Origin of the sequence: Halomonas elongata (assembly GCF_029081005.1) — a bacterium.
Classification (GTDB): domain Bacteria; phylum Pseudomonadota; class Gammaproteobacteria; order Pseudomonadales; family Halomonadaceae; genus Halomonas; species Halomonas elongata_B.
The window spans coordinates 1-26,078 of sequence record NZ_JAJQTQ010000022.1; the positions used below are offsets into that span (position 1 = coordinate 1).

21 protein-coding genes are annotated in these 26,078 nt (G+C 67.3%); 1 reads left to right on the top strand and 20 read right to left on the bottom strand.

What is annotated here, in order from left to right:
• Positions 1-123: 123 nt before the first annotated feature.
• The 18 genes from LU493_RS14660 to efp form a co-directional block, all read right to left on the bottom strand.
• On the bottom strand, positions 124-411 hold the full coding sequence (locus LU493_RS14660; RefSeq protein WP_275288536.1) for a type VI secretion system PAAR protein: 288 nt from the start codon (positions 409-411) through the stop codon (positions 124-126).
• A 31-nt stretch (positions 412-442) separates the two neighbouring features.
• Positions 443-1,057 (bottom strand): GNAT family N-acetyltransferase, encoded by a 615-nt coding sequence (locus LU493_RS14665; protein WP_275288537.1) that lies wholly within the window; start codon positions 1,055-1,057, stop codon positions 443-445.
• On the bottom strand, positions 1,041-4,694 hold the full coding sequence (tssM, locus tag LU493_RS14670) for a type VI secretion system membrane subunit TssM (RefSeq protein WP_275288538.1): 3,654 nt from the start codon (positions 4,692-4,694) through the stop codon (positions 1,041-1,043). Before tssM ends, LU493_RS14665 begins: the two co-directional genes overlap by 17 nt.
• 46 nt (positions 4,695-4,740) lie before the next feature.
• Positions 4,741-6,168 (bottom strand): type VI secretion system protein TssA, encoded by a 1,428-nt coding sequence (gene tssA / locus LU493_RS14675; RefSeq protein WP_275288539.1) that lies wholly within the window; start codon positions 6,166-6,168, stop codon positions 4,741-4,743.
• Positions 6,169-6,179: 11 nt separating this feature from the next.
• Positions 6,180-6,857: a type VI secretion system-associated protein VasI gene (gene vasI, locus LU493_RS14680; RefSeq protein WP_275288540.1), complete on the bottom strand. Its 678-nt coding sequence runs from the start codon at positions 6,855-6,857 to the stop codon at positions 6,180-6,182.
• Positions 6,854-8,470 carry a sigma-54 interaction domain-containing protein gene (locus tag LU493_RS14685; RefSeq protein ID WP_275288541.1) on the bottom strand — a complete coding sequence of 539 codons (1,617 nt, stop codon included), beginning with the start codon at positions 8,468-8,470 and terminating at the stop codon, positions 6,854-6,856. The genes vasI and LU493_RS14685 overlap by 4 nt, the downstream gene beginning before the upstream one ends.
• 1 nt (position 8,471) lies before the next feature.
• Positions 8,472-11,111 (bottom strand): type VI secretion system ATPase TssH, encoded by a 2,640-nt coding sequence (tssH, locus tag LU493_RS14690; RefSeq protein WP_275288542.1) that lies wholly within the window; start codon positions 11,109-11,111, stop codon positions 8,472-8,474.
• 37 nt (positions 11,112-11,148) lie between these two features.
• Positions 11,149-11,961, bottom strand: coding sequence for a type IVB secretion system protein IcmH/DotU (icmH, locus tag LU493_RS14695; RefSeq protein ID WP_275288543.1), 813 nt, complete (start codon positions 11,959-11,961; stop codon positions 11,149-11,151).
• A 3-nt stretch (positions 11,962-11,964) separates the two neighbouring features.
• Positions 11,965-13,299, bottom strand: coding sequence for a type VI secretion system baseplate subunit TssK (gene tssK, locus LU493_RS14700; RefSeq protein WP_275288544.1), 1,335 nt, complete (start codon positions 13,297-13,299; stop codon positions 11,965-11,967).
• On the bottom strand, positions 13,299-13,853 hold the full coding sequence (gene tssJ / locus LU493_RS14705; protein WP_275288545.1) for a type VI secretion system lipoprotein TssJ: 555 nt from the start codon (positions 13,851-13,853) through the stop codon (positions 13,299-13,301). Before tssJ ends, tssK begins: the two co-directional genes overlap by 1 nt.
• Positions 13,850-15,172, bottom strand: a complete 1,323-nt coding sequence (gene tagH, locus LU493_RS14710; RefSeq protein WP_275288546.1) for a type VI secretion system-associated FHA domain protein TagH — start codon at positions 15,170-15,172, stop codon at positions 13,850-13,852. Before tagH ends, tssJ begins: the two co-directional genes overlap by 4 nt.
• A gap of 4 nt (positions 15,173-15,176) precedes the next feature.
• Positions 15,177-16,196, bottom strand: coding sequence for a type VI secretion system baseplate subunit TssG (gene tssG, locus LU493_RS14715; protein WP_275288547.1), 1,020 nt, complete (start codon positions 16,194-16,196; stop codon positions 15,177-15,179).
• On the bottom strand, positions 16,160-17,923 hold the full coding sequence (gene tssF, locus LU493_RS14720; protein WP_275288548.1) for a type VI secretion system baseplate subunit TssF: 1,764 nt from the start codon (positions 17,921-17,923) through the stop codon (positions 16,160-16,162). Before tssF ends, tssG begins: the two co-directional genes overlap by 37 nt.
• Before the next feature lie 7 nt (positions 17,924-17,930).
• A complete protein-coding gene (tssE, locus tag LU493_RS14725; protein ID WP_275288549.1) occupies positions 17,931-18,365 on the bottom strand; it encodes a type VI secretion system baseplate subunit TssE in 435 nt (144 codons plus the stop codon).
• 4 nt (positions 18,366-18,369) lie between these two features.
• The gene (gene tssC / locus LU493_RS14730) at positions 18,370-19,857 is read right to left on the bottom strand and encodes a type VI secretion system contractile sheath large subunit (RefSeq protein ID WP_275288550.1); all 1,488 of its coding nucleotides are present in this window, start codon (positions 19,855-19,857) and stop codon (positions 18,370-18,372) included.
• A gap of 30 nt (positions 19,858-19,887) precedes the next feature.
• Positions 19,888-20,400 carry a type VI secretion system contractile sheath small subunit gene (gene tssB / locus LU493_RS14735; protein ID WP_275288551.1) on the bottom strand — a complete coding sequence of 171 codons (513 nt, stop codon included), beginning with the start codon at positions 20,398-20,400 and terminating at the stop codon, positions 19,888-19,890.
• Between the two features lie 676 nt (positions 20,401-21,076).
• A complete protein-coding gene (epmA, locus tag LU493_RS14740) occupies positions 21,077-22,051 on the bottom strand; it encodes an EF-P lysine aminoacylase EpmA (protein WP_275288552.1) in 975 nt (324 codons plus the stop codon).
• A gap of 239 nt (positions 22,052-22,290) precedes the next feature.
• The gene (efp, locus tag LU493_RS14745) at positions 22,291-22,857 is read right to left on the bottom strand and encodes an elongation factor P (protein WP_275288553.1); all 567 of its coding nucleotides are present in this window, start codon (positions 22,855-22,857) and stop codon (positions 22,291-22,293) included.
• Positions 22,858-22,965: 108 nt separating this feature from the next.
• Between efp and epmB the strand changes: the two genes are divergently transcribed.
• On the top strand, positions 22,966-23,991 hold the full coding sequence (epmB, locus tag LU493_RS14750; protein ID WP_275288554.1) for an EF-P beta-lysylation protein EpmB: 1,026 nt from the start codon (positions 22,966-22,968) through the stop codon (positions 23,989-23,991).
• Between the two features lie 115 nt (positions 23,992-24,106).
• On the opposite strand, the gene leuA is transcribed toward epmB, so the two are convergent.
• Together leuA and LU493_RS14760 are read right to left on the bottom strand one after the other, a co-directional pair.
• On the bottom strand, positions 24,107-25,813 hold the full coding sequence (leuA, locus tag LU493_RS14755) for a 2-isopropylmalate synthase (RefSeq protein ID WP_275288555.1): 1,707 nt from the start codon (positions 25,811-25,813) through the stop codon (positions 24,107-24,109).
• On the bottom strand, positions 25,800-25,970 hold the full coding sequence (locus LU493_RS14760) for a hypothetical protein (RefSeq protein ID WP_275288556.1): 171 nt from the start codon (positions 25,968-25,970) through the stop codon (positions 25,800-25,802). The genes leuA and LU493_RS14760 overlap by 14 nt, the downstream gene beginning before the upstream one ends.
• Positions 25,971-26,078: the final 108 nt, after the last annotated feature.

Here is a 26,078-nt window from a genome sequence, read left to right on the forward strand (position 1 = left end):
CGCACGTGAAGATGAAACGGCGACGACAGCGCCTCTTCATGGGTGAAGTCGATCACCGCCAGATCGGCCTCATCGGCGCCGGTCAGGCTCAGGGTGAACTGCAGTCCGCTACGGTCGGCCATGTCAGCTACCCTCCCCGGTGGCAGACCCGATCACCACGCCGCCGCAGTCCACGGCATCCCCGGTCAGGGCGGCTGGCTTGCCGTCGATCAGAATACTCCCCGAGCCGCCGGCGATGGCGCGCGGGTGGGGACCGTGGTCCGGCTTGTCGTGAGGGGCCAGGGGGTCGCCCTGGCGAGCCACCGGCTTGCCATCGATCATCACTGTGGGGCTGCCGGCAGTCACCGGCGTGGGGGGAAAGCCCTCGTGGTCGGTGCCGATATCCCCCAGCAATACGAACTTGCGTCCCATGCGTCATCCTCCTGCCGATGCACGTCGCCGCTCAGGCGACGCTTGTGCGTTCGCGTTGATCGTTCCACTGCGCCGGGGCTTCGAAGCTGGCCACACCGCCGGCGTCCACGTGCATGCGCCGGAAGCCTGCTGCCTCGAGGCTGGCCGGGGCGGCCCCGGTTAGCGGCAGCCGCGTCTGCAGCGGCGTGCCCCGCAGCTCGCGGCGAGCGGCCTGCAGCAAGCGGGCGCCGTGGCCGCGGCCCTGCCACTCCGGAGCGACGAAGAAGAAACGCAGCTGCCAGGCGGCCTCGTCGTCACGCCGGCACACCAGCAGCATGCCGAGCACCGGCCCGTCGCCATGGCGAAGCGCCAGCAGCCGGCCCTGCCAGTGGACCACCTGATCGCCCTCGCGCTGCAGCCAGAGGCCACGATGGACCACGAACTCCAGCGAGCGACGAAGGGTCTCGAGGCGCGCCTCGTCACGCAGCACCCAGGGGGAAAGCCCCTCCCCCTCGGCACGTCGGGCGGCCTCGAGCAGCAGCGCGATATCCTCCTCGCCGGCAGCCACCAGCCCCGGCACCGCTTTACCCCGCGCCGATTCGACGTCGGGCGCCTCGGCGGGATTGGTCGTTGCCGCGCCCAGCCAACGTTTAAGCGTCGCCAGCATCGTCCTGCTCTCCTTCGGCGTAGAGGGCCGTGGGCAGGCGGAAGCCCGCCACTATCGACCGGGTAAAGGGATTGCGGGGCCCGTCGGCGATCAGCCGATAGCGCATGCTGCCACCATCGACCTGGAAGCTGAGCTCCAGCTCGCGTTCACCGGCACCGGTCAACTGGGCCTCGTCGAGCAGGCGGAACCAGGCCCAGGGGCCGTCGCGGCGAAGGGTGCGCGGCGAGCGGTTGACCTCGCCCGGCACCAGGGTGACCCGGCTCTCGTTGCTGTCGCGCAGGCCGTTGGGCCAGATCATCGGCACCCGGCGGCTGGCACCATGAGCGTAGTCGATCAACTGACCATCGACGCTGATCACCCCGCGACGCTTGCTGGAACTGAGGCTCAACGGCTCCAGGCTGAAGGCCACGTCGAGCACACCATCGCGGTTGAGATAAGCCTCGCGGATGCGCTCGGCGCGCTGCACGGCATCGAGCACCCCCTGGCGCAGCAACGAGTCGCCCTCGGCGTTGCGCAAGGCCTCCGGCGCCCCCTCGATGAAGGGCTCAAGGTTGCGCTGGTAGAAGGCATCCAGGATGCCGTCCGGGGCAAAGAAGGCCTCGAAGTCGGACAGGGCCACCTCCCGGGAAGCCTCAGGCGCCAGCGGATAACGGCCGGCCAGGCGCTGCTGGAAGGGCTGCACCACCTCGTCCATCCACTGGCGCTCCAGGTGTCGTACCGCGCTGGCCATCAGCAACTGCCAGCTCTGGTCGGCCAGGCTGTCGAGCATGTCGCCCACCGGCGCCGGGGCGTCCTCGGCGATACGTTGCAGTCGCGCGATGGGGTCCTCGCCCTTCAGGGAGAGGCGATCACGAGCCAGCAGGAAGGCCTGTTGACCACGGTCACTGGCCTCGTCGACCTGGCGCAGGTAGTCGCGCAGGTCACCGATGACGGTCTTGATCTCGTCGAGGTTGGACGGATTGTCATCCCGCGCCTCGCTGAGCTCGTTGAGCGCGGCGAAGTGGCGTTCGATCTCGCTGGCCAGACGGTAGCGCGGCGATTGCTCCAGGGCCTGGCGGGCGGCCTCGTCGTCGGCCGGCAGCTCCGGGTAGAGCCGAGTCTGGTCGGCGACCTCGCCGAGCAGGCGATCCAGCGGGCGGCTGGCACCGAGCAGGCCATCGGCGACCACCACCGCCTGGTGGAGGTCGGGTAGCGGTACCAGGCGGACATCGGACAGCGCCTCGCGCCAGGTGACGTGGTAGTCGCTGATGTAGCGCTCGCGCAGGGCATCCTGCAGGCGGCGGCGATCGGCATCGCTGAAGTCGATGTCGTCCCGTTGGCCGAGCACCCAGGTATCGATCAGCGCCAGCTCGGTGGCCTGATCCAGCTTGTCGAGGAAGTAACCCTCGAAACCGTCACGGGTCAACAGACCGGGGATGCGGACCCGCTCGGGGTCATCGTCGCGCGCCATGAACACCAGGTTGAAGGCGGGACCGACGCTCGAGCGCAGATCCAGCTGAGAGGCGCCGTGTTGGGCAAGGCCGGCCTTGAGCGAGGCATAGACCCGCTCGGCCATGGGCTGGCGGGCGATCTCCTGCTGGGCGGCCTCGATGCTGCCCTCGAGCGGCGCCATGGCCTGGCGGGCACCGGGCTCACCGGCCGCGGCGTGACCGGCCAGGTCGGTGTAGGCCAGGGCGTAGTCGAGGTGATCGAGCAGCCGGCGCTGGACGTCGCCGCGGCCCGGGAAGGCCTCCTGCCAGCGATCCGCCATGAAGTCGTGGACACGCTGGGCCTGGCGGCCGCTGGCATCGGACATCATGCGCAGGATCCGCAGCAGCGCCAGCTTGTCGTTGCTGCCGTCCGGCGCGCGATTCATGTCGTCCATGATGCCGATCATCAATGCCGGCAGGAACTGCTCCTCGAGCAGCCGCAGATAGGCATTGTCGACCTCGACACCCAACTCGTGTCCCTGGTAGAGCCCCATGTCGGCCAGCAGCCAGGACCGCGAGCGGTAGTCGCCGAACTCCTGGGTGGCACCGAGCAGCCGGTCCAGCGGCTCGAGCAACGCGTAGCCGGTAGGATCGTCGTTCTGCCAGTGGCCCGGTCGCACGGCGAGGAAGGCCTCGGCCTTGCCTTCCACCGCCGCGAGGGCCTGGGCATTCTTCTCGTAGAAGTGATACCAGCCACCGACCAGGGCCGCGCCGACAAACAGGCAGGCCAGGGCACAGGCACGCCGGATCCGGTGTCGGCGGCGCGCCGCCCGGGCATTGTCCCCGGCCAGCCCCGACTCGGGATAGATGATGCGCTCGAACAGTTCCTCGGTGAAGTAGAGTGCCGAGCGGGTCGCCCGATGGGCGAGCTGCACGCCGTCAGTCATGCCGTAGCGCCGTGCGGCGGCATCGACGAAGGGATCCTCCGGCACACCCTGCTGGTAGACCGAAGTAAAGTAGGCACCGCGCACCAGCGCCGCGGTGGAGAAGCGATCGCTGGACAGCGCCTCGCCGAGAAAGCCCAGCAACACGTCACGCAGCCCGGCGAGCTGGCGCACGAAGCGGAACACCGCTTCCCGCTCGTCACGGTCGCGGCACTCGGCAAGCAGGGTCGGCAGCGTCTGGTTGAGCCGCTCGAGCATGCCGTCATAGGCGTCGGCAAACTCCTCCTCCCAGCGCCCCGGACGCTCGAGGGAGGCGGCAGAGAAGGTGAAGCCGAGCGGCGCCCGCCGAGCGGCTCGCGAGTAGTGACGGAAGAAATCGTCGAAGCCGTGCAGCAGGTCCATCTTGCTGAAGGTGACATAGACCGGCAGCCGACTGCCGTGGCGTTCCATCAGCTCGCGCAGCCGCGCCCGCAGCAGCGAGGCATAGGCCTTGCGTACCGCCACCTGGGCATCGCTGAGCCGCGCCAGGTCGAGCACCAGCACCACGCCGTCCAGGGGGCGACGCGAGCGGTGACGCTCCAGCCAGTCGACGAAGTGATCCCACAGCCGGCTCTCCAGCTCCGCCGGCTCACCGCCCTGCAGGGCGCCCTGGGTCAGCAGCTCGCCGTCGGGATCGATCAGCACCGCCTTGTCGCCGATCCACCAGTCGAAGCCCAGCCGGCCGCGCTTGCCCTGCCCGGAGGCCTTCATCACATGCGTCAGGGCGAAGTTCTGTCCCGAGCGATTGACCAGACTGGTCTTGCCGGCGTTCTCGACGCCCATCACCAGGTACCAGGGCAACTTGTAGCGGGCATTGGCGCCGCCGCCAAGGCTGTCGGTCAGCTCATGCAGGGTGGCATCGAGGCTCTCTTCCTGTCGCTCGAGCTGACCAAGCACCGGGTCGTGCTGACGCAGCTCCTCATCACGACGCTGCTCGTCCAGGGTACGCAGGCGCCGCGCCAGGCGGATGCCCCATACCACCGCCACCACCCCGGCCAACGCCAGGCTGGCCAGCAGGCGATTGACCCAGGGCCCCAGCGGACGGCCGCCGAAGGCCTGCCACTGCGGCCCCAGCCACCAGATCACCACCAGCAGGGCGATCACTAGCAGCCACCATAGCCAGATGCCCAGGCGCTTGAGGCCCTTGGCCTTGTTGGCGTGCCCGCGTGCCTGGTTGAGCTGGCTGTCCGCCCGGGACATGCCCGGCACCCAGCGGCTCAGCCTGGCCTTCACTCGTTTCCACATGAGCCTTGCTCCCTCGTCCCTGTCGATTCCATCGGATCGCCGTGATTCATGCCTCGAGCGCCGCCGTCAGCCGTGCCGGCAGCGCCGGTTCCCAGCGCTCCAGCTCGAGGTTCGCCACGGCATCGTGCAATGCCTGATAGTGCTGCCGGGCCAGGGCAGCGAGCCCGGCTTCATGCAGCAGATCGGCGCTGGCCAGGCGCCAGTAGACGGCCTCGCGGGGCGAGCCGGCCGCCGCCAGCCCCTCGTCGAGCACCGCCAGCGCTGGCGCCAGCCCCTCCTCGGCAAGCCGCTCCCGAGCCGTTTCCAGGCCGGCCTGCCAGGGATCGCCATCGCCCATCGCCGCCACCGGGGCTCCGGGGCCCGGCGTATCCGCGAGCCACCCCTGGGTCTCCGGATCGAGGAAGGCGGTACCGTCGCTGAAGGTCAGCGCCTCGATACCCGGCAGCCGGTCGACGAAACGTACCGCCTCGTCGCGGATCGCCTCGGCGCAGCGCGGATGATCGAGCCGCCGGGCCACCTCGGCACTCAGCCGATGGCCTTCCAGCCAATAAGGGGCGAGCGCCAGGCTGTTCTCGATGCGTTGCCAATCCTCCAGCGTCGGCCGGCCCGCCGCGGCCTCGCGATAGTCGGCGACCCGGTCGCCGGAGACCGGCGCCAGCTCGGTACGCTGGCCGTCGCGCGTCATCGGCAGCCCCTGGATGGCGTGCCAGACCGCATGGCGCCGCAGCCGATAGCCGAGTGCCTCGCCCGGCGACTGCTCGTTGAGAAAGTCGGCCATCTTGAGCAGGGCCTGGCGATTGCCCCGTTCGTTGCCGGACTCGAGCCGCGCTTCCGGGGCCCTGGGCGCTTCGACCTCTCGGGGAGGCGCCGTCGGCGGCGCTGCATCGTCGTCGGCCGACGCCGTGTCCGAGGCGGCTGGTGTCGAAGTCGCCGAGGGTGTGGCCTGCTCCAGCAGGCGAGCCAGGTCCGCCAGCGGCTCATCCGGCAGGTCCTGGCCGGCCGCCCGGTCGCGCAGCCGGGCCAATCCCTCGCGACAGGCGGCGTGCTCCTCGGCGGCGCCCAGAAAGTCCAGGGCACCGGCCAGTTTCAGCGCGCGCTGAGCGAACTGCTGGAACATCTTGGGCCGAGCCCGCTTGCCACGCGGCCCCGCGAATGGGTGAGCCTCGGCCCACCAGGCGTCCAGGGCGCCGGCCAGCAGCTCCAGCGACAGCGCGAAGCGCGCCGGGTCGGCGTCGTGCTGCAGGCAATGCAGCAGGTGGCCGAGCACCTTGAGGTCCTTGCCGGTCTCGGCGAGCAGCCGCGCGGCCCGCGTCTCGGCGCCCGCCCAGTCGACCTCGCCGTGCTGCAGCGAACCGACCTTCATCATTTCCTCGTCGAGCCAGTCGTAGTCTTCCCGGTCAGTGACCGGATCGCCGACGCCCTCGGCGAGGGGGGCAAGCAACGGCTCGAGCTGTGGAAGCTGGGTGATGCGCATGACTCTCCCCGTTACCAGCGGCACATGGCACGCAGCGGCTCGATGGCCGTGCGCCAGCCGTCGAGATCGAATCGCAGCCCGTCGATAGCGGAGAGCTCGCTCTCCAACTGCAGCCGCTCGCCGCCCAGCAGGCGCTTCAGGGTACCGATGGCCGGTAGCCCCCGCCCGCCGCTGACCACGTGGCCGTCGTCCAGCACCCGCCAGGTCTGGTCGAGGGTGGCCCCATCGCCGCTCAGCTTGACCGGCACCCGCGACGCCTCGACGGGCTCGTGCAGATGCAGCTGGAAGCGGGTGATGGCGTCATCGCAACTGGTCACCAGCAGCGGGCGCGGCGGCACCGTTCCCAGCGCCGGGGCACTCATCAGCACCCTGTCGGTGCTCTCGCGTACCAGCACGCCGACGTCGTCGTCACTGCGCTCGGTCTCCTGGTCGGCCACCGCCTGCCACAGCGGCGAGCGGGTTCCCGACGATTCGGAGGCCCCGGGACGGTCGCGAAACAGGCCGTCGTAGCACTCGAGCCGCCCCAGACGGGAGGGCTTCTCGGCACAGGCCTCGGCCGCCTGCAGACGAGAGTCACGGTCCTGGGCCAGAGACTGGGCCGGAGGCAGCCCGGCCGCCAGCATCAGGGCCAGGCCGGTCAGACAGCACCGGCGGCGGCGCAGGCCGGGAAGAATGTCGATCACGTTCATGGGCTATCCAGTTGCAGCTGTCGGCACTTGTGGGCCAGGGTCCGCTTGGGCAGCCCCAGGCTCTCGGCGGCCAGGGTGCGATTGCCGTCGAAACGGGCCAGGCGCTGGCGGATCAGCGTCGCCTCGTAGTCACGCAATGCTCGGCGCAGGTCGAAGACGTCTTCGGGCCTGGAGCCGAGGCTGGCGTCGCTCGTCGAAACCGGCTCGGTTGCGGCATCCCGTGATGCGCTCTCGTCGACATCCGGGAATGTGCCCTTGGCAGGCAATGCCTCGGGCACGATGTTCTCGCCGTCGTGGGTCATGGCGCAGGCATAGTCGATGAGGTTTCTGAGCTCGCGCACGTTGCCGGGGAAGTCGCGACCGGCGAGCGAGCGCAGCGTGGCGCGGCCAAGGCCGATGTCCTCGCGGCCCTCGCGTCGACAGAAGTCGTCGATGAAGGCCTGGGCCAGCGCAGGGATGTCCTCGCGGCGTTCGCGCAGTGCGGGCAGCGTGAGTGGGAACTGACCGAGCCGGTAGTAGAGGTCGGCCCGGAAGGCCCCTTCGCGGATGCGGCGATGCAACGGCTGATGGGTGGCCGCCACCAGACGCAGGTCGACCCGTCGCTCGCGGTCGCCGCCCAGCGGGCGATAGCACCCCGACTCCAGCACGCGCAACAGCTTGGCCTGCAGAGCCAGCGGCATGTCGCCGATCTCGTCGAGAAACAGGGTGCCGCCATCGGCCTCACCGAACAGCCCCTCGCGGCTGCGTTCGGCGCCGGAGAAGGCGCCCCGCACGTGACCGAACAGCTCGGCCTCGAGCAGGCTCTCGGGGATCGCCGCGCAATTGATCGCCAGGAAAGGACCGTCGTGGCGCGCCGAAACCTCATGAATGCCGCGCGCCACCAGTTCCTTGCCGGTACCGGTCTCGCCCTGCAGCAGCACCGCCAGATGGGTCTCGGCGGCGCGCACCAGTTGGTCGCGCAGTGTGCGGATGGCCGGCGAGCCACCGAGGATGCGTCGTCCCAGCCGTTCGCTGAGGGTGCGTCGCCGCGCGCCGTCGTTGAGTTCGGCCAGGGAGTCGCGCAATCGCGCCTGGTCGCGTCGTTCGTCGTGCTGACGGGCCAGCCAGGCCCAGAGGCGACACAGCAAGGCCTCGAAGGCCAGGAAGTCATCACGCTCGGTCAGCGTCTCGATGCACTCGGCAGGGCCGGCGAAGGCCAGCACACCGAGCCACTCGCGCTTGCCGTCGCGAGCGCGCAGCGGCCGCACCGCCAGACACCAGGCCGCGGGCAGCTCGACAGTGGCCGCCTGGAAAGCTTCGTGGTCCAGCCGCGTGCGGGCCTCGCCGAGGCCAAGCTCGAGTGGCCGGCCACTGCGAATGGCATGGGCATAGGGATGGCGAAAATCGTCACAGGCCAGGCGTGACTCTCTCCCGTCCTCGACCAGCCAGCGACCGCTGGCGTCCAGAGCGAGGCAGCGTGCCCAGGGCAGCGCCAGCCGCTCGCGCAGCAGCGCCAGGCCGCGCCGGCGCAGCTCGGCGGGCGAATGGCCTTCGACCAGCCGCAGCGCCTCGGCCATGCCGGCCAGTGCCGGGGCCTCGGTCCGGGCCGTGACGAGCACGCCGTCGTCGCTCACCTCAGTCCACCTCCGCGGTGAAGCCGTGCTCGTCCACGCCGAGCGTGACGCGGGTTATCGGCTCGCGGCGCGCCAGGCGCTCGAGCATCGCCCGCGACACCGGCGGCAGCAGCTCGCCGTCGATCACCGACTCGAGCATCCGTGCGCCGTTCTCGCTGCGCGTGGCCCGGGCGCAGATGGCCTCGGCCAGCGCCGGCGCCAGTGCCACCTCGGCCTGGCGATGGCGGTCGCGGATGCGCCCGGCCAGGGTCTCGAGCTTGGCACCGACGATGTCGTGGAGGACCTCGCGGGACAGCGGCAGGTAGGGCACCACCTCCATGCGCGCCAGCAGCGCCGGCTTGAAGAAGTCGGCCAGCACCGGGTAGAGCGCTTCATCCATCGCTTCAGGGTCATCGGCATGACGCACCACGGCCTCGAAGCCGAGGTTCGAGGTCATGAAGAACAGCACGTTGCGGCAATCGATGGCACGCCCCTCACCGTCGGCCAGTTCGCCCTTGTCGAAGGCCTGGTAGAAGAGGTTGAGCACGTCCGGGTGGGCTTTCTCGACCTCGTCGAGCAGCACCACCGAGTAGGGCCGCTGGCGGATCGCCTCGGTCAGCAGACCACCCTCGCCGAAGCCCACATAGCCGGGCGGCGAGCCGATCAGCCGCGAGACGGTGTGCTTCTCCTGGTACTCGGACATGTTGATGGTGGTCAGGAACTGGCGGCCGCCATAGAGGCTCTCGGCGATCTGCAACACGGTCTCGGTCTTGCCGACCCCGCTGGGGCCGACCAGCAGGAAGGCCCCCAGCGGACGTCCAGGACGGCGCAGATCGGCACGCGCGGTGAGCAGGTGGCGGTGCAGGCGTTCGATGGCCAGGTCCTGGCCCTTGATCAGTCGGCCCAGTTCCTCCGGCAGCTCGGTGAGGCGTGCCAGCTCGTCGCGGGTCATGCGTTCCACCGGCACGCCGGTCCAGTCGCCGATCACCTGCGCGATCTGAGCTTCCTCGACGCTGGCGTTGACCAGCGCGAACTCGCTCTGCAGCTCGGCGAGGCGCGCTTCGTGTCCGGCCAGCTCGGTCGTGCGCCGCTCGCGGGCCTCGTCGGCATCCTCGTCTTCAACCTTGTCGTCCTCTGCCCTCTCGACCTCGCCGTCGAGCAGCTCGCGATGCAGGGCCAGGATGGCGTCGACGACGTCGCGCTGCTCGCGCCAGGCGGCTTCCAGGGTCTCGCGCTCTTCGCCCAGCCGGGTCAATCGCTCGGCCAGGGCATCGCGGTGAGCGGCATCGGGATGGCGACCCAGCAGCGCCTCGCGCTCAAGCTGGTCGTGTTCGCGCTGGGCGGCCAACTGATCGCTCATCAGGTGACTGAGCCGGCGCGGCGGCGTGTCCAGGGCCTGGGCCAGGCGGGTACCGGCGGTGTCGAGCACGTCGATGGCCTTGTCGGGCAACTGGCGCCCGGCCAGGTAGCGCGCCGAGAGCTCGGCGGCGGCACGCAGGCCGCTGTCGCCGATCAGCACGCCGTGGGTCGACTCGTAGACGTCGCGCAGGCCGCGCAGGATCACCAGCGCCTGCTCGACGTCCGGCTCGCCCAGGGCGACCGGCTGGAAGCGCCGCGACAGCGCCGGGTCCTTTTCGATGTGCTTCTTGTACTCGCGCCAGGTGGTGGCGGCGATGGTGCGCAGCTCGCCGCGGGCCAGCGCCGGCTTGAGCAGGTTGGCAGCGTCGGCGCCGCCCTCGGGATTGCCGGCACCGATCAGGGTGTGGGCCTCGTCGATGAACAGCAGCGTCGGGACGGTAGCTTCCTTGACCTCCTCGATCACCGCCTTGAGGCGCTTTTCGAACTCGCCCTTGACCGAGGCTCCGGCCTGCAGGGCGCCGAGGTCCAGCGACAGCAGCTCGACGCCGGCCAGCGCTTCGGGCACCCTGCCCTCGACGATGCGCGTCGCCAGGCCCTCTACCACGGCACTCTTGCCGACCCCGGCATCGCCCACCACGATGGGATTGTTCTTGCGGCGGCGCCCGAGGATATCGAGCATCTGGTCAATCTCGGGGTCACGGCACAACACCGGGTCGAGCTCGCCGCGGCGCGCCTGCTCGGTCAGCGAGGTGGCGAAGCGCGAAAGTGCGCTATCGTCACCGGCCGCGCGCCGGGCGGGCGACGGCCGTTCGTCCTCGGCCACGGAAGCCTCGGCGGAGTCGCGGGTCAGCCGGGTAAAGTCGCGGCGCAGCCGCTCGCGATTGATGCCCGCCAGCAGCCGCTCACCGCGCGGCCCCAGGTAGCGACCGGCATGGTGCAACAGGGCGGTGAAGATCACCCCGGTGCGCAGTTCGCGATGTTCGAGCTCGGCGCTCGCCAGCAGCCAGGCGTCCTGAAGCAGCTCGACCAGCAACGGCGAGAAGCTCGGCGTGGCCACCTCCAGATCGCGAGGCGGCCGGGCATCCTCGCCGAGCGCTCGGCGCAGCGCTTCCGGGTCGACCTCCTCGACGTCGAGCAGTACCCGCAGGTCGCACAGCGGCTGGTCGAGAAAGGCCAGCATCAGGTGGGACACCCCCACTTCGGGCGCCTGCTGCTCGGCGCACAGCGCCGCGGCCCCTTCCAATCCCTGGCGGGTGATGGCGTTGAGTCGGCCGATCAGTGCCGGTAGCTCTACCCTGAGCATGGTCTCTCCCTGGATGTTGTCCGAAAATCTTGTGTGGCTAGTTGATGATGCGTTCCAGCAGCAGGCCGACCTGGTCGGACTGCTGCTCCAGCGATAACGAGAAACCGGCATAGACCGCCGTCACGGCCAGGGCGAAGATCGCAAAGATGCCCCACAACGGCAGGCCATCGCCCTGGCGGCGCGCGGCGTCGAGCACGTTGTCCAGCGGGCGGGTCAGTCCTTCCTCGCCGGGCTCGTCGAGGGCCACCAGCTGGTCCCCGAGCTCGCGCAGCACCTGTTCGTACTCCTCGCGGCCATGGGGCATGACCTTGTAACGGCCCTCGAAGCCCAGGCACAGGCACAGATAGATGAAGGCCAGCAGGTCGCGGTAGCGACGAGGCTCCTGGCGCAAGCGAGCGAGGATCGAGAACACCTTCTCGCCGCCCCAGGTCTCGTTGTGGAAGCGCGTCAGCAGCGAGTGACCGGCCCACTGGCTCTGCTGGCCCCAGTCGGTGCTCATCACCGCTTCGTCGATGAAGGAACACAGCACATAGCGGTAGGCCAGCAGGGTCGGCCGGTCATAGCCCTGCTCGGTGAGTTCGACCTCGATGGCGGCGATCTCGTCGACCACCTGGCGATAGAGGCGCTCGATGTCGTCGAGCCGATCGAGCTGGCGAACCCGCACCACCATGCCGAGCAGCGAGCTGGAGGCATCCACCAGCGGGTTGAGATTATGGCCACGCAGGCGGAACCAGTAGTCCTCGTCGGCATCCAGATGATCGGCGTGACTGTGGATCAGCCGCTCCAGGCCCTGGACGTCGATGCTGTCCTCGTGGCGACGGGCGTCGTCGTGGGTGGCGAGTTCGTTCATGGCTTAGCTCCTGATCGCCCAGAACTGCATTTCCAGCCCCGGGAAGTCGCCGGCGACGTGGAAGGCGAAGCCGCTGGCCCCGTTCAGCATGCTCCAGGCCTCGCTCTGGCGGTCGAGACGGAAGTAGGTGTAGCCGGCGTGGAACGGCAACTGGCGCGGCGCCACCGGCAACGGTTCGAGCGGGATGCCCGGCAGTTGCAGGCTGATGAGGTCGCGGATGCGCTCGACGCTGGCCACCTTGGTCTGTTGCACGAACAGCTTGCGCAGGCGCTCCGGCGGCAGGTCCGCGCGCACTGCCAGGATGAAGTCGGCGTCGTCGAGCAGGCTGCGATCGGCCAGGGTGGCGACCTTGAGCCCGAAACGGCGGGACTGCAGCTGGATGGCCATGGCGCGTGGTTCGAGCACCGTGGACAGCGACTGGCGCAGGCTCTGCATCAGCGGCCGGAAGGCGGCCTCGGGGCGATCGTGGTCATAGGCCGGAAACTCCGGCGGCAGCCGCGACTCGGCAGTGAAGGTGGTCAGCTCGCAGCAGGTCTCGAGCATGTCGGCGTAGAGCCGCTCGGGATGCAGGTGACCGAGCCTGGCCAGGTGCTGGAAGCGCGGCTGCGCGCGGTTGAGCGACTGCAGCAGCATGAAGTCGGCCACATCGGCGACCCCGGACTGGTTGGGGGTGGCCAGGCGCTGGGCCAGATTGCGGGCCCGCTCGCGCATCAGTCCCGCCATTTCGCCGACGAAGCGCTGCAGCACCGGTGCCGCCTGGACGTTGAGCAGAGTCGGCAGGAACTCCTCGTCGAGCACCAGGCTGCCGTCCGGGCGTCGCTCCAGGATGCGTGCCACCGCCAGGCAGGCATAGGCACTGCGATCCTCCTGCTCGAGCAGCAGGCGCGGGGCGACGCGCGCCAGGTCCAGATCGGCCAGGTCGCCGACCCGGGAGTGCAGGTCGCGCACGCCGCGCGCTTCGGCGCGGTAGCGTGAAGGCAGCGAAGAGGCCTCCCAGTTCACCTCGGCCACGCCGTCGGTGGCCAGCGGCACGCCCAGATAGACCACCTGGTTGGCCACCGAGGCGTCATCGATTTCCAGCGCCGGGGGTTCCAGGTCGTCGTCGGGCAATCGGAAGGGGGTACCGTCGGGGAGCACGCCGCTGGCCTCGCTCAGGGCGATGCGACCGAAGCTCAGGTACTCGGCGTTGAGCGTCAGGGTCAGGAAGCCGTGCAGGTAGCCGCCGACGCCGCGCAGACGGGTGTCGACCAGCCCTTCCAGGCTGCGTCGTTGCTGCTGGAAATGCTGGGGCTTGATGAACAGCCCCTCGCTCCAGACCACTGGATTGCGACTGGCCATCAGGTCTCCTTCCTCAGCGCGGCTTCGCGCTCCAGCAGGTGCACCAGCAAGTGGTAGTCACGCCCACGGGCATCGACTTTCACCACCTTTTTCCATTGCGCCTGATTGGGGTCGGCGTAGAAGGCGATGATGCCGATGTAACGCGTGTCTTCCTCGACCTCGAAAGGCTCGTAGAACTTGAACTGGCCGGGCAGCAGGGTGAAGTCGTCATGGGTCAGGTAGTTGGTGCCCAGCGCTTCCTCGAGGTCCTTCCGGAGTTGTCGATGGTCGGCCGACATCAGCATCGAGTCGTCCTTGAGCTGCAGGATCTGGAAGCGCAGCGGCGTGCCCTCCCCCTCGACGTTGGGATTGATATTGGACGCGGCCAGCATGCTCAGGTCGACCCGTGACGGACGATCCTCCGGATAGCCCACCGGGATCGAAGGATCCTTGATCACCTGATAGGTCTTGCCGGCAGCCTCGAAGGTGGAGGCGCAGCCGGTCAGCGCCATCAGCATGCCGCCGAGCACCAGACACCGCGCCAGCGACGCGGGCCCGGCGCGCCGGGCAATCATGCGCCCTCCCGCTGCTGACGGCGCACCGAATGATCATAGGCCTGTTCGAAGACCTCCCAGAACAGCTTCTCGAAGCCCTGCTGACGGCCGGAGTTGAGTTCCTGGTAATAGTGGCGATACATCTCCCAGGCCCAGCCGCCTTCTTCCTCGCCCTGGTGGCCGGCGCCGCGATAGGCATGGAAGCGCTTGAGCAGGGCATCCGGCGAGAAGGCATCGAGGATCGACTTGAGGGCCGTGCCGATGGCCTCCTCCACCGCGGCCTGGTGCTGCTGCTGATGCTCGAGGCATTCCGCCACCGCTGCCGGCGCCGAAAGATGCACCGGGCTGCGTTGGGCGGCGAACAGGGTGGTCAGGGTCTGCTCATAGGACTGGCCGAGGCGCAGCGGGTTGTCCTCGATGGGTTGCAGGCGGCGGTCGCGCAGTGGGTAGCGGCTTCCGTCATGGGCCTGGTGAAGCGCCAGCAGGCCATCCACGGTGGCCTTCAGGGTGCGCCCCGCCTCCTCGAGAAAAGCGTGCTGCTCGGCGCTGTCGCGAAAGCGCAGCTCACCGCCCAGGGTCTGCAGCAGCGGCGAGGCGCCGATGTGGCCGCCCTCCCCCGTCGCCGGCTCCTGCCAGCGCTCCTCGAGCTGCTCGCCGACCGAGCGTTCCAGATCGTTCAACAGGCGTTCGTCCATGTCAGAGTCCTCATAGCGTCGGTTCCTCGGCGCGGCCGGCGCGCCGGCGATAGCGCCCTGCCCTTCCAGGGCATCGAGCAGTGGGTGGTGATCGTCCTCGCTGGCGGCCGACTCATCGGCCAGCGCGGTCATGGGGTCCTGGAGGCGCTGGGCCGTCGAGGCATCGCCCAGCGCCTCCAGCGGGTCATGCTGAGGCCGCGGCACAATGGCGGTGGCCGGCGCCGGCTCGGCGCCCTCGAGCGTTTCGTGCTCTTCATCGACCAGGGTCGCCAGCGGCTGCACCCCGGCGGCATCGGCCTGGCGGTCACCCAGGTGAACCCGCAACCGGTATTCGCCGACCTGCAGCTCGTCGCCATCGCGCAGCGCCACGCGGCGCTCGCGACCGATCGGCAGGGTCGCGCGGTTGACGAAGGTCTGACCGCTGCGGTCGACCAGGCAGAAGCGCCCATCGAGGCGTTGGATCTCGGCGTGGCCGGGACGTACCCGGCCGGCGTGATCCTGCAGCAGCCAGTCGTCGGCCACTGCACTGCCCAGGGTGCCGCCCGCGGCCGGGAAGACGTGGCTGCTGGTGGAACGGCCCTCGAGCCGTTCGCTGTTGGTGACCACCAGGGTGATGGCCTGCTGCTGGGAGAGCGTCGCGTTCATGGGTTCACCGTGTCATCTGAATGCGCACCCGGCGGCGCCGGGCTGCCGCGTCAGCCTCGGGCTTGACGAAGGTGGTCCAGCCCAGCTGGCTGCTGCCTCCCTCGCCCAGGCACATGGGGCTCACTTCGCGTTCCTGGAGTTCGAGCTCCAGGTCATAGGCCAGGGGCTCGCGCAACACGAATTCCATCAGGGTGCGCAGCGCCTGGTGATCACGACCGTCGGGCAGGAAGTCGCGAAAACGCTCCAGGTCCAATCCGCGCAGACGGAGCGCGAACTTTCCGCTGATGTCGTCGACCCGGCTTCCGGCGACCATGTCCTGGCCCAGAGTGGAACAGCCCAGCCCGGTGCGGCTGCGCTGGTCGGGGGGAATCTCGACCCACCGATGCACCCAGGACTCGACCTCGACCCCGTCGAGATCGAAGCAGTGGCCGACGATGCCCGCCACCACGTCCGGCGAGCGAGAGCGACCCGCCAGCAGGCCAGCGTAGGCCAGCATCTTGCTCCAGTTGATTGGCGTCTCGCCGCGCAGCCGTTCATCGGCCAGCCCCACCAGGGCGAAGACCGCCGCCGAAAAGCCATCTTCGGCCTCATCCTGGTAGCGCACGTGATGACGATACTTGCGCCAGCCACGATGCAGCAGCGAGAGCACCCGATGGTTGAAGAGGCCCAGGAAGTCGCCGGCCGCCCCCTCGCGATGGGCCTCGGCATGGGCCATGGCTTCCAGGTAGTAGCCCGGCAGCGGCGACTGGGCCCCCTGCAGCCCCAGGAAACTGACCCGCATGGCATAGCGCCCGGCATCACGAGGCTCCAGGGCGACGATGTCGCTGCCCGGGAAGCCCAGCGAGGCCGAGGACTGGAAGCGCACCCGCTCGGCGGCGGGGTCCGCCTCGCGGTCGCCCTCCAGGTTGTCGCCGTGGTGCCGGTGGAGCAGTTCCACCAGTTGATAGAAGTCGTAGCGCCGAGCCCTGTCGATCAGGGGCGCGAGCGCTACATCAGGGGTTGCTGGCCCGACTGCAAGGTCCATGCGTAGCGCTCGCGGTTATGGAGATTGATGACGTGCAACTCGTGAAAGGAGTTGATACTGGCGTACAGCGAAAAGAACCGGGACAGTACACTGGCGAACAGGAACAGGCTGCCTTCATCGCCGAAGGCCTCCTGGTCCAGGGTCATCTCGGAGCGAAGCCCGCGCACCGGCAGGCCACGGTAAAGCCGGTCCACCGGCTGAGTCTGGATATCGACGATGCCGGCCAGGCGCTTCTGGGCGATGCGTTCCGCCTGGCGATCGACCAGCGCGCGGAAATCGTAGACCCGCAGCACCGAACACAGGGCGTCGCGGTCGAGCAACGACAGGTAATTCAGCGACAGGTTGGAGATCAGAGTCCACAGCAGGCTGCCGTCCAGCGTCGGTCGCATGGCCGGCGTCGGCCGGGTGATGTTGCGGAACTCGGCGAAGGCCGGGCTGTCCTCGGTAGGCACGCAGATATCGCCCACGGTCAGCCGCTCGGGCAGCTCGCGATTGCTGCAGGTCAGACGCAGCGAGATGGTCTCGCGCAGCCCCAGGCAGGCCTGCTCATCGCCACGCACGAAGGCGATGTCATGATCGAAGCCGTCACCACGCAGGCTGTCGCGGACCCTCACTCGGTAGTAACGGGCTTCGCGCCCCCGATCGCGCTCGATCTGGTGCTCGAAGCTCTCGAAGGGCACGTAGCGGCGCGGCTCGCCGCGAATGCGCCCGCTCTCGCTCTCCAGCCAACCCTCCACGCCGTCGACGCTGAACACCTCGTAGTGCGACGGGAAGCGACTGCTCGGTCGGATGCGGTATTCACTGCGCTCGCCGCTAAGGTCCACCGGGTCGGCATCGTGGGCGAAGAGGTTGATCGCCGGAGTGCAGTACAGCGCCAGGCTGGCGTCACCCACCCGGGCATCCGCCGGCAGGGTACGCGAGAAGGTGAAGCGCAGCGTCATCCGATCGGCCAGGCGCGGCGGCAGGTAGTCGCCCAGCCGCTGCAGGTCGAAGAACTGAAAGGCCTCGGGGAAGCACAGGTATTCCTGCAGGATGCGATAGCCCTGATAGACATTGCGCGGATACGGCAGCAGGGCGTCCTCGGCGGCGAAACCCACCGGCGCCAGCAAGCGTGCGGGCAGCGCCAGGCGCTGGCCATCGACCTCCAGCTCGAGGCTCGTCAGGTAGTGGCTCAACCACAGGTAGAGGGTACGAGCCGTATAGCCGTTGCCCCCCAGGTGCAGACGCAGGTCGCCCACGCCCAGGGTATCGAGGGGCTGGTCGCTATGAACCGCCAGGTCCAGCTCCACCACCGAGGCTTCCCGGGAATGGTGTACCGAGACCCCATCGTGGGCCAACGGGTAGAGCGTCAGTTCGTGGCAGGTACGAAAGTCGCAGGCCGTGCCCTCCACTTCGCGGCTGGTCAGGGTGGTGCCACGAGGCACCGTCTGGGCCCCGCTCAGGCCGTGCCAGTGGGGAGTGAACTGCACCACCGTCATGCTCGGCACGGGGCGCAGGTAGTTGGGCCACAGCATGCCGATCAGCGAGTGGGTCAGCTCGGGGAACTCATCATCGACCTTCTCGCGCAACCGCCCGGACAGGAAGGCAAAGCCCTCGAGCAGGCGCTCGACATCGGGGTCGGTACTCTGCTCGGACAAAAAGCGGCTGAGCCCGGGATTGCCCTCGGCAAACTCCCGGCCCTGACGCTTCAGAAAGTCCAGTTCGTCCCGGTAGTAGCGGTTCAGCATGTCGGTCTCAGTTCAGGCACTGGTAGCGCTTGTCATTGAGCAGCAAGTCGATGGTGGTCTGGGTCGAATCGCGGCCCATGTCGAGGGTGGCCTGGACCTGGAAGCGCAGCTGCAGCGGCGCCCCCTCGTTGGGCTGCGTCTCGACCTGGACACGACTCACGCGCGGCTCGAAACGTTCGATGCACTCACGAATGGCACGCTCGACCTTGAGCTCGAGGTCCAGCACCCCGAGCGTGGCGTCGTTGAAGTCGAGCAGACCCAGTGCCGGCGCACACTCGCTGTGCCCCGGGTGGCTGTTGAGCAGGTCGACCAGATGGCGCTTGATGGAAGCCAGGGTGGCCTCGATCGCTTCGTCGCCTGTCGGCGCCGGACGTGCCGGTGCCGACAGACGCTCGAACAGTCGGGCGCCATGTGGTCCGCTTCGATCCCTGAAGGCGGTCATGGGCTCAGTCCTTGTCGAGGCGTCCCACCAGCGACAGCTCGAAGTTGGCGCCCATGTACTTGAAGTGTGGGCGTACCGCCAGCGACACCTGATACCAGCCCGGGTCGCCCTCGACGTCGGAGACCTGCACCGAGGCGGCGCGCAGCGGACGGCGGCTACGCACGTCGGCCGGCGGGTTCTCCTGGTCGGCGACATACTGGCGAATCCAGGTATTGAGTTCGCGCTCGAGATCCTGACGCTCCTTCCAGGAGCCGATCTGCTCGCGCTGCAACACCTTGATGTAGTGGGCCAGGCGATTGACGATGAACATGTAGGGCAGCTGGGTGCCAAGCTTGTAGTTGGTCTCGGCCTCGCGCCCTTCGGGGGTATTGGGGAAGGACCTGGGCTTCTGCACCGAGTTGGCGGAGAAGAAGGCGGCGTTGTCGCTGCCCTTGCGCATGGTCAGCGAGATGAAGCCTTCCTCGGCCATCTCGAACTCGCGCCGGTCGGTGATCAACACCTCGGTGGGAATCTTGCTCTGCAGCTGGCCCAACGCCTCGTAGGTGTGCACCGGCAGGTTCTCCACCGCCCCGCCGCTCTGCGGGCCGATGATATTCGGGCACCAGCGATACTTGGCGAAGCTGTCGTTCAGGCGCTCGGCAAGCAGGTAGGCGGTATTGCCCCACAGGTAGTCGTCGTGGCTCTCGCTGACCGACTCTTCGTAGTGGAAGGACTTGACCGGGTTCTCCACCGGATCATAGGGGGTGCGCAGCAGGAAACGCGGCGCGGTCAGGCCCAGGTAACGGGCGTCCTCGGACTCGCGCAGGCTGCGCCAGCGAACGTACTTGGGTCCCTCGAAGATCGCCTTGAAGTCCTTGATGTTGGGCAGTTCCTCGAAGCTGTCAATGCCGAAGAAGCTCGGCGCCACCGAGGACAGGAAAGGCGCATGGGACATGGCCCCCACCGAGGCGGTGTACTGCAGCAGCTTGATGTCCGCCGTCGAGGGCGTGAAGTCGTAGTGACCGATCATCGCCGCCACCGGCTCGCCGCCGAATTGGCCATACTCGGCGGCATAGACGTGCTGGTAGAGCCCGCTCTGGCTGATCTCCGGGGCAAACTCGAAGTCCTCGAGCAGCTCTTCCTTGGTGGCATGCAGCACGTTGAGCTTGATGTTTTCGCGGAAATCGGTGCGATCGACCAGCAGCTTGAGGCCGCGCCAGGCCGATTCCAGATGCTGGAACTCCTGGTCGTGCAGGATTTCGTCGACCTGGTGACCGATCTTGCGATCCAGCTCGACGATCATGCGGTCGACGACCGACTTGTTGACCTGCTGCTGGCCGTCATCGCCCTTGAGAAGCTCGCCGATGAAGGCCGCCACGCCCTGCTTGGCCACGTCGTAGCCCTCGTCGGCGGGGGCCATGCGTGTCTGGGCCATTACCTGATCGAGCAGTGAGGTATCCTCGGCGCTCTCGGTAGCCTGGGACTGGGATTGGGACTGGTTAGATTCAGTCATGATGCGTGCCTCGCCTCCGTGCGTGGAAAATCAGGAATCGCTCGCGGGAGATTCGTCGTCGAGCAGTTCAAGCTCGCTCAACAGCTGATCCCGAGCTTCCGGGTTCTCGATCAGGGCCTGCAGGCGCTCGCGAAACGCCGGCACGTTGCCGAGCGGCCCCTTGAGCGCCACCAGGGCCTCGCGCAGCTCGACCAGCTTGCGCAGCTCGGGCACCTGACGGGCCACGCTGTCCGGCGCGAAGTCCTGCAAGGAGTTGAACTGCAGCTCGACACTCAGTTCGCGACCTTCTTCTTCGCCCTCGAGGCGGTTCGGCACGCTGGTCTGCAGGCCGAGGCCGGCCTCGCGCATCACGGACTGAAAGTTGTTCTTGTCCACCGAGACGGCTTCACGCTCCTCGATGGGGGCCTCCTCGCTGCCGCCCTTGAAGTCGCCGACCACCAGCAGCTTCTGGGGCAGCTCGGTTTCGGCCTGCTGATCACCGGTGGCGGGAACGTACTTGATATTGATGCGCTCTTTGGGCGCAACGGACCCTTCCTTGGACATGGCGAACCTTCTCCTTGGGATGACGACTCAAGTTTGTAGTGGCAGTGGCGATGGCCGGTCTATTCCCTATGCAGCATCGAGCCGCACCTGAATGATCGAGCCACAGCAGAAGCCCTCGACCCGCCAAATGGCAAGGATGCACCATCCAGCGGACCTTCAAGGGTGCGCGAGGCTAACACTCATCACCAATCGAAACAGGGCGCCGACAAGAAATCGGCAAAATGTTGCAAAACGTTTCTCATCCCACTCCAGCCCGAAAAATACTTGAAAAAGTTCTCATCTACCGAAAAAATTCAGCAAACTTACAAGTCATTATTTACATTCAGCAAAATGTAAGAAATGTCTTACATCAAAAAACGCAATCAGCTTACACAAGCAGACCGGCCTGGATGACAAAAAACTGGAAACAATAAACCGTTGCATTCGCATTGATGGCATCCACCGGGCCAGGCGTTTACGCCCCCCAGGGATGGAGGTGTGCACAGTGCCACGCCCAGGCAGACCTTGTGTCCTGTCTCGGAGATTCGTTGAAGAGATGAGATGACGCGCGCCACCGACGATACCGGCGGCAGTGTGCTCCCGGTCGATCTTGCGATAGACCGGGGAACGCCCATCGACTGGGTGAATTCGGACCTGGCCGAGTCCCGGGCGTGGGGCTCAGACGTGCCCGCTCCCATCAGGCCCGCGGCGTGGAGAACGCCATCACTTCGGCCACGCGGTCCTTGTCCAGCGCCAGCTGGAGGAGACGATCGAGCCCCAGGGCCACGCCGCTGCCCGCTGGCATGCCGGCCTCGAGCGCGACCAGCAGGCGCTCGTCCGCCTCCACCTCGGGCAGACCCTCCACGCGTCGGGCCGCGTTGTCTTCCTTGAAGCGGGCACGCTGTTCCTCGGCGTCGGTGAGCTCGTCGTAGCCGTTGGCGAGCTCGAGTCCGTCCAAGTAGACCTCGAAGCGCGAGGCAACCCACTCGCCATCTTCCGGATCGCGATGGCGACGGGCGAGCGCCGCCTGACTGGCTGGGTAGTCCACCACGACGTCGATGCCGCCCCGGCCCAGCCGAGGTTCGATGACGAGGCTGATCAGCAGATCGAGGCAGTCGTCGCGACAGGCCGCGGCCATATCGAGCCCACCCCGCTCGGTGGCCAGGCGGCGCAGGGCCTCGAGAGGCTCGTGGAAGGGATCGAGTTCCAGGCTCTCGCGGAACAGCTCACGATAGCGACGGCGACGCAGCGAGCCGGGATCGCTCGACAGCACTCGACGGATCAGCGCGTCGGTCTCCGTGATCAGGCCGTCCAGGTCGAGCCCGGGGCGATACCACTCCAGCATGCTGAACTCGAGGTTGTGGCGACCACCCACCTCTCCGTCGCGGAAGCTGCGGGCGACCTGGAAGATCGGCCCGCTGCCCGCGGCCAGCAATCGCTTCATATGGAATTCCGGCGAGGTCTGCAGCCACAACCGCTCGCGCCCCGCCGGCGTCGTGGCCTCGCAGGACAGCGAAACCAGATGCAGGTCAGTGCTGCCGCCATGACCGAGCACCGGCGTCTCCACCTCCCATACACCGCGCTCGGCGAAGAAGGCCCGCACCTCGGCGATCAACCGCGCGCGATCGCGCAACGTCTCGATATCGGCCGTGGGCCGCCAATCGATGGTCATCGAAGTGTCCTCCACAAACGACGAAGGCCACGCATACACACGTGGCCTTCGGAGCTGGAAGCTGGAAGCTGGAAGCTGGAAAAAAGCTTGTCGCCCAACCTTTGAGTCAAGGGTGCTTCTTCGCGCTTCAAGCTTATTGCTTCAAGCTCCAGGCGAAGCCGAGTCGGCTTTTCTTCCAGCTTCCAGGCACGAAGCGCCGCTCTTCCAGCTTCAAGCTCTAGCCCGGGCGAAGCCCGGCATCAAGCGCGGGAGACATACTCGCCCGTCCGCGTATCAACCTTCAGCACTTCCCCCTCGTTGATGAACAGCGGCACGCGGACCACCGCCCCGGAGGACATGGTGGCCGGCTTGGAGCCACCCTGGGCGGTGTCGCCCTTGAGGCCGGGATCGGTCTCGGTCACTTCCAGCTCGATGAAGTTCGGCGGCGTCACGTTGATGACGTTGTCGTTCCACAGGGTCACGGTATAGACCACCTGCTCCTTGAGCCACTTTTCGGTCTCGCCAAGGGCCTTCCGCTCCACCGGATACTGCTCGAAGGAACCGTCATTGAGCATGAAGTACCACATGTCGCCGTCGGTATAGAGATACTCCATGTCCAGCTCGAGGACATCGGCGCCTTCCAGGGATTCGCCGGACTTGAAGGTTCGCTCCCAGACACGCCCGGTCATCAGGTTGCGCAGCTTGACCCGATTGAAGGCCTGGCCCTTGCCCGGCTTGACGTAGTCATTTTCGAGGATGGCACAGGGATCGCCATCCAGCATGACCTTCAGACCGCCCTTGAATTCGTTGGTAGAATAGTTCGCCATGATGTTTTACCCATATTCGAGCGCGCCGCCGACCGGGGTCGAGGGCGCGCACAAGCAAGAGACATGTCTCGAGGGCCTATCCCTCGCACGTATCGACTGGTGCCGCGCATGATAACCCGAAGCCCCATCCCTTTGCAGCGCCAGGCCTCGACACCCGCCACCGGCGCCTGGCAGGCACAGCTCGCCGGTGCGATCCGCGACCCGCAGGAATTGTGCCGGCGCCTGGCACTGGACGAACGCTGGTGGCCCGGTGCCGAAACCGGTCATGCGCTGTTCGAGGTGCGGGTGCCCGAGGCCTATCTCGCCCGCATCCGCCCCGGCGACCCGCACGATCCGCTGCTGCGCCAGGTGCTGCCGCTCGGCGAGGAGGCCGAGGCGGCGCCCGGCTATGTGGCCGACCCCCTCGAGGAAGCCGACCACACGCCGCGGCGCGGGCTGATCCACAAGTACGCCGGCCGGGTACTGCTGATCGCCAGCCCCGCCTGCGCGATCAACTGCCGCTACTGTTTTCGCCGGCATTTCCCTTATGAGGAGAATGCCCCGTCCCGCGCCCAATGGACCGATACCCTTGACTACCTGCGCGCCGACGATTCGATCCACGAGGCCATCTTCTCGGGCGGCGATCCACTGGCAGCCAGCGACCGCCAACTGGCCTGGCTGGTGGAACGACTGGAGGCGATTCCTCACCTCAAGCGACTGCGCATCCATACCCGTCTGCCGGTGGTGATCCCCGACCGCATCGACGACGCCCTGCTCGACTGGCTGGGCCATACACGACTGCAGAAGGTGATGGTGTTGCACATCAACCATCCCAACGAGATCGACGAGACGGTGATCGATGCCTGCCGCCGACTGCATGATGCCGGCGTGACCCTGCTCAACCAGAGCGTCTTGCTGGCCGGCATCAACGATGATGTCGACACCCTGGCTGCGCTCTCCGAGCGGCTGTTCGAGGCCGGTATCCTGCCTTACTACCTGCACGTGCTCGACCCGGTGAGCGGCGCCGCCCACTTCGACGTCCCCGACGACGCGGCCCGCATACTGGTCGCCGAGCTGCGCAAGCGGCTACCCGGCTTCCTGATGCCGACCCTGGTCCGCGAGGTGCCCGGCGAAACCAGCAAGACGCCCCTGTAAGCCGGAAGCTGGAAGACCAGCATGGTAGTGGGCCAGACAGAAACAACCCCACCGGGGATGCAGTTCAGGACGTCCCGATGGGGTTGTTCTTTCTTCAAGCTTCAAGCTTCAGGCTTCAAGCTAATGTCTCGGCCGTGACGTTGGGTGCCGGTGCTTCGGTGGAGAGTTGCCGGTTGATGGCGCTCAGCACGCCCTTGATCGAGGCACTGGTGATGCTCTCGTCGGTGCCGACGCCGAACACGGCTTCGCCGTTGATGCGTACCTCGACATAGGCGATCGCCTCGGCGTCCGCTCCCTGTCCCCGGGAATGCTCGTGGTAATCGATGATTTCCACGTCGTGTCCTTCGGCGGCCAGCGACTTGATGAAGGCGGCCAGCGGCCCGTTGCCTTGTCCCTGAATGGTCCGCCGTGCGCCGCCCTCCTCGATGGTCGCCTCGAGATTCACCACCGGGCTATCGGGCTCCGAGGACATGCGGTGACTGGCCAGGGCGAAGGGCTGGTCCTTCTCCAGGTATTCGTCGCGGAAGGCCTGGTAGATCATCTCGGAGGTGATCTCCTTGCCCAGCCGGTCGGCCACTTCCTGGACCACCTGGCTGAATTCGATGGACAGCCGGCGCGGCAGTTCGATGCCGTGCTCTTCTTCCAGCAGATAGGACACGCCCCCCTTGCCGGACTGGCTGTTGACGCGGATCACCGCCTCGTAGCTGCGGCCCACATCGAGCGGGTCGATGGGCAGGTAGGGCACCGCCCAGACGTCGTCCGGGTTCTCGCGGCGCGCCGCCATGCCTTTCTTGATGGCGTCCTGGTGGGAGCCGGAGAAGGCAGTGAACACCAGGTCGCCGACATAGGGGTGGCGCGGGTGCACCGGCAACTGGTTGCAGTATTCCACCTCGCGCATGATCGGCGTGATGTTCGAGAAGTCGAGCCCGGGATGCACCCCCTGGGTGTAGAGGTTCATGGCCAGGGTGACCAAGTCGACATTGCCGGTGCGCTCGCCGTTGCCGAACAGGCAGCCCTCGACCCGGTCGGCGCCGGCCATCACCGCGAGCTCGGCGGCGGCGACGCCGGTGCCGCGGTCGTTGTGGGGATGGACACTGACGATCAGATGATCGCGGTGAGCGACGTGGCGACAGAACCACTCGATCTGATCGGCATAGTTGTTGGGCGTTGCACACTCCACGGTGGCCGGCAGGTTGACGATCATCGGCTTGTCGACGCTGCCGCCATAGGTGGACTCCACGGCGTCGACGATCTCCACCGCGAAGTCCATCTCGGTGGTGGAGAACAGCTCCGGGGAATACTGGAAGGTCCAGTTCGTCTCCGGTGCGGCCACCATGTGCTCGCGGATGCGGGTGGTGGCATCCACGGCGATCTGGATGCACTCGGCCTGATCGACGTTGAACACCACGCGGCGGAACACCGGGTCGGTAGCGTTGTAGACGTGGACAATGGCATTCTTCGCGCCCTTCAGCGCCTCGAAGGTGCGATCGATCAGGTGCGGGCGAGCCTGGGTGAGTACCTGGATGGTGACGTCATCCGGCACCTTGTCGTCCTCGATCAGCGAGCGCACGAAGTCGAAATCGGTCTGGGAGGCCGAAGGGAAGCCGACCTCGATCTGCTTGAAACCGATCTTCACCAGCAGGTCGAAGAAGCGCTGCTTGCGCTCCTGGTCCATGGGATCGATCAGCGCCTGGTTACCGTCGCGCAGATCGACGGCGCACCACTGGGGCGGCTTCTCGATGCGACGACTCGGCCACTGCCGATCCGGCAGGTCGACGGCCACGAAGGGGCGGTACTTGGTGGAGGGGTTATCGAGCATCATGGCGGCGTTCTCCCTGGGGCAGTGACGGGTACAAACGACGACGCCCCGCCTGCCGGAAGGCAAGCGGGGCGCCGAAAAATTCGGATCGCCTCTCGGAACGACGGACGACGGTGTCGCGAGAAATGGCGATATCGGTGGTGATGATGGCGGTGGACATGGAACAACCTCGTTGTCGACGTTACGAATGGGCGACGCAAGCGCCGTCGCCCGGCGCGCTCAGCGGCGGGCTAGTAGTCGTAGGTCGAGAACGAGGTTGTACAATGTC

Bases quoted from the DNA above. Each gene is read 5' to 3' on its own strand.
- LU493_RS14660 (WP_275288536.1), bottom strand. From the start codon at position 411: ATGGGACGCAAGTTCGTATTGCTGGGGGATATCGGCACCGACCACGAG.
- LU493_RS14665 (WP_275288537.1), bottom strand. From the start codon at position 1,057: ATGCTGGCGACGCTTAAACGTTGGCTGGGCGCGGCAACGACCAATCCC.
- tssM (WP_275288538.1), bottom strand. From the start codon at position 4,694: ATGTGGAAACGAGTGAAGGCCAGGCTGAGCCGCTGGGTGCCGGGCATG.
- tssA (WP_275288539.1), bottom strand. From the start codon at position 6,168: ATGCGCATCACCCAGCTTCCACAGCTCGAGCCGTTGCTTGCCCCCCTC.
- vasI (WP_275288540.1), bottom strand. From the start codon at position 6,857: ATGAACGTGATCGACATTCTTCCCGGCCTGCGCCGCCGCCGGTGCTGT.
- tssH (WP_275288542.1), bottom strand. From the start codon at position 11,111: ATGCTCAGGGTAGAGCTACCGGCACTGATCGGCCGACTCAACGCCATC.
- icmH (WP_275288543.1), bottom strand. From the start codon at position 11,961: ATGAACGAACTCGCCACCCACGACGACGCCCGTCGCCACGAGGACAGC.
- tssK (WP_275288544.1), bottom strand. From the start codon at position 13,299: ATGGCCAGTCGCAATCCAGTGGTCTGGAGCGAGGGGCTGTTCATCAAG.
- tssJ (WP_275288545.1), bottom strand. From the start codon at position 13,853: ATGATTGCCCGGCGCGCCGGGCCCGCGTCGCTGGCGCGGTGTCTGGTG.
- tagH (WP_275288546.1), bottom strand. From the start codon at position 15,172: ATGAACGCGACGCTCTCCCAGCAGCAGGCCATCACCCTGGTGGTCACC.
- tssG (WP_275288547.1), bottom strand. From the start codon at position 16,196: ATGGACCTTGCAGTCGGGCCAGCAACCCCTGATGTAGCGCTCGCGCCC.
- tssF (WP_275288548.1), bottom strand. From the start codon at position 17,923: ATGCTGAACCGCTACTACCGGGACGAACTGGACTTTCTGAAGCGTCAG.
- tssE (WP_275288549.1), bottom strand. From the start codon at position 18,365: ATGACCGCCTTCAGGGATCGAAGCGGACCACATGGCGCCCGACTGTTC.
- tssC (WP_275288550.1), bottom strand. From the start codon at position 19,857: ATGACTGAATCTAACCAGTCCCAATCCCAGTCCCAGGCTACCGAGAGC.
- tssB (WP_275288551.1), bottom strand. From the start codon at position 20,400: ATGTCCAAGGAAGGGTCCGTTGCGCCCAAAGAGCGCATCAATATCAAG.
- epmA (WP_275288552.1), bottom strand. From the start codon at position 22,051: ATGACCATCGATTGGCGGCCCACGGCCGATATCGAGACGTTGCGCGAT.
- efp (WP_275288553.1), bottom strand. From the start codon at position 22,857: ATGGCGAACTATTCTACCAACGAATTCAAGGGCGGTCTGAAGGTCATG.
- epmB (WP_275288554.1), top strand. From the start codon at position 22,966: ATGATAACCCGAAGCCCCATCCCTTTGCAGCGCCAGGCCTCGACACCC.
- leuA (WP_275288555.1), bottom strand. From the start codon at position 25,813: ATGATGCTCGATAACCCCTCCACCAAGTACCGCCCCTTCGTGGCCGTC.
- LU493_RS14760 (WP_275288556.1), bottom strand. From the start codon at position 25,970: ATGTCCACCGCCATCATCACCACCGATATCGCCATTTCTCGCGACACC.